Annotated in this window: 4 protein-coding genes; 3 read left to right on the top strand and 1 reads right to left on the bottom strand. The window is 28.5% G+C overall.

Going from position 1 to position 2930, the window contains the following annotated elements; genetic code table 11:
• Window positions 1-68: 68 nt before the first annotated feature.
• From bcp to perR, 3 genes are all read left to right on the top strand, one after another.
• A complete protein-coding gene (bcp, locus tag CD111_RS09745) occupies window positions 69-527 on the top strand; it encodes a thioredoxin-dependent thiol peroxidase (protein WP_095087140.1) in 459 nt (152 codons plus the stop codon).
• Between the two features lie 4 nt (window positions 528-531).
• Window positions 532-1485, top strand: a complete 954-nt coding sequence (locus tag CD111_RS09740) for an NAD(P)-dependent oxidoreductase (protein ID WP_095087143.1) — start codon at window positions 532-534, stop codon at window positions 1483-1485.
• 78 nt (window positions 1486-1563) lie between these two features.
• Window positions 1564-2025 carry a peroxide-responsive transcriptional repressor PerR gene (perR, locus tag CD111_RS09735; RefSeq protein ID WP_095087146.1) on the top strand — a complete coding sequence of 154 codons (462 nt, stop codon included), beginning with the start codon at window positions 1564-1566 and terminating at the stop codon, window positions 2023-2025.
• Between the two features lie 13 nt (window positions 2026-2038).
• Here perR and CD111_RS09730 read toward each other — a convergent pair whose 3' ends face one another.
• Window positions 2039-2458, bottom strand: a complete 420-nt coding sequence (locus CD111_RS09730) for a YgzB family protein (RefSeq protein ID WP_095087148.1) — start codon at window positions 2456-2458, stop codon at window positions 2039-2041.
• Window positions 2459-2930: the final 472 nt, after the last annotated feature.

Here is a 2930-nt window from a genome sequence, read left to right as displayed (position 1 = left end):
GTTTTAATTATTTCCATATATATCGTATCATAAAATGAAACAACTATCGTTGATAAGGAGTGCAATTCATGATTAAAATTGGAGATAAATTTCCGGAATTTAAATTAAAAAATCAAAATGGAGAATTCATAACTAGAGAAGACTTAAAAGGAAGTAAAACAATCGTCTATTTTTATCCGAGAGATAATACACCAACTTGTACGACCGAAGCGTGTGACTTTCGAGATAACCTTGAAATGTTCAATGAATTAGATGCACATGTTTATGGTATTAGTGGGGATAGTGTCAAAAAACATACGAACTTTTCAAATAAACATAGCTTAAATTTTGATCTATTAGTTGATGAAGATTATAAATTATCAAATGAAGTAGGTGTTTATCAATTAAAAAAATCATTTGGTAAAGAATCAATGGGAATAGTGAGAACAACTTTTGTATTGAATAAAGAAGGTATTGTTGAGTATATAATTGAAAAAGTAAAAGTGAAAACACAAATTGAAGAACTTAAAAACTTTTTGGAAGGGTGATAGTATGAATGTTGTGTCTTTAATGCATCTAAAAGATCAAGAAGAAAGATTAGTCAAAGCATTTCCGAATTTAAATTTCACATTCTATAAACATCCTAATGAAGCTCGTCTTGAAGTATTAGAAGAAGCGGACATATTAATTAGTTACCATGATGAATTAAATGAAACATTTTTAGATAAATGTCATAAATTGAAATTGATCGCTTGGTTTGCTACAGGTATTAATAATCTACCATTAGAATACATAGGAAATAGAAACATTAAATTAACAAATGCAAAAGGGGTACATGCTACACAAATAGCAGAATATATCTTTGCTTACATTCTATATGATATTAAACAATTTAAAGAAAGCATCGATGCCCAAGATAATAGATTATTCGATACAAAGATAAAACCAGATACTATTTATAACAAAACAATTTTATTTTTAGGTACAGGAATGATCCCACAAAGAACAGCTGAAATTGCGAAAGCTTTTAATATGAAAGTAATTGGTATAAATACTAACGGGCATAGTGTTAAGAATTTTGATGAAGTATACTCTATAGATAATAGAAGAGAAGTATTAAATAAAGCTGATTTTGTTGTGAATGTTTTACCAGAAACAGAAGAAACATTTCATTTATTGAAACAAGAAGATTTTATTACTATGAATAAAGATGTCCACTTTATTAATGTAGGAAGAGGAACAGTTGTAGATGAAGAAATATTGATAGAAGCGTTAGAAACTGGGGAAATAAGATATGCATCTATTGATGTATTCGAAGAAGAACCACTTAATCGCAACTCACGTCTATTTGATTTAAAGAATATAACTATCACGCCTCATATAACTGGTAAAGATATGCATAATACTGAAAGATGTACAGAGATATTAATTACAAATTTAAATAGCTACATGAATAATGTAGAAAGTAAGCTACTAAATGAAATAAATATGCAAACAGGTTACTGATTAATTGTTTGACAAAAGACTATTATAAGAGATATATTATAAATAATAATTATTATAAATAAGAAGGTGGGTGTAAGGATGCAAAATAATGTTGAGAATGTTGAACACCTCTTAGAAGATGCAATTAGTACATTAAGAAGTACGGGAGTTCGCTTAACACCACAAAGACAAGCAATTCTTCAATATTTAATAGAAACAGATAATCATCCTACTGCTGATGAAATTTATCAGTCACTTTCACCACAATTTCCAAATATGAGTGTAGCTACAGTCTATAATAACTTAAAAGTATTTAAAGAAACTGGGCTTGTTAAAGAATTAACATATGGTGATGCGTCAAGTCGTTTTGATTTTGAAACACATAATCATTACCATATCATTTGTGATCAATGTGGAAAGATAACTGACTTCCATTATCCTAGGCTAGATGAAGTAGAGCAGTTAGCTCAACATGTTACGAGCTTCTCAGTTACTCACCACAGAATGGAAATATATGGTGTTTGTCCAGTATGTCAAAGTAAGAATAACGAAAAAAGCTAAAGACAATTTGTCTTTAGCTTTTTTTATCTCCATGTTTAGCGTCATCTAATTCTTCTAGTTTTTTAGATTTACGTTTATTGTTATAGTCTTGATTAAAAGTTTTACCTTCTAAATTTTTATCAAGTGTTAATGGTTGGTTACAATTTGCGCAAATATCAGCACGGCCTAACATTTTGGTGTAATGGTTACAGTTAGGACATTGTACTTGTATTGTTCTAGAGCTAAGCATACCAATCCAAAAATAAACGACAAATGAAAAACCTAAAGCTAACATACCAAGAACTAGGAATATACTAAACACGATTTGGCTTTTAAAATAGTAAAAGAAGAATACACCTACATACATTACAATCATTCCAAGAAAGATTAATCCTAATGCAAAAGATCTTATTCTATTAATTTTACTAGTAGGTTTCTTACGAAATAGTTTCAAATCTATTCCCTCCATACTATTTAATACTGATAAAGTATAGCATATTTTCTATTATTAGATACAGTACCTTATAAAGCGAAAAAATACACGTTTTTGTTGAGATAAATCGTTGACGTTTAAACTATTACTTGATATTATATAAAAGTCGTCAAAACAGGCGAGGAACTTTAAATAAAGCAATTGTTAAAAAGGTAAATAAAGTGTAAATTTAACGCTTGTATTTAGCTAAATAACAATGTAATATAAATTGTGCAAGTTAGTTAAAACCAAATGACGGTTTAAACAACTCGTCAAAGGAAAAAACAAAATATTATTTTTTAAAAATAATACTTGCATCGAATTTAAATAACTGGTATAATGATTTCTTGTAGCGGTTAAAATGAACATTGAAAACTGAATGACAATATGTCAACGTTAATTCCAATAATTTGAGTACTAATAGTACTTCAAAGAGTGATTGGCTTAACCAATC

Origin of the sequence: Mammaliicoccus stepanovicii (genome assembly GCF_002902525.1) — a bacterium.
In the GTDB taxonomy this organism is placed as follows: Bacteria; Bacillota; Bacilli; order Staphylococcales; family Staphylococcaceae; genus Mammaliicoccus; species Mammaliicoccus stepanovicii.
This window is presented reverse-complemented; position numbering and strand designations above follow the sequence as displayed.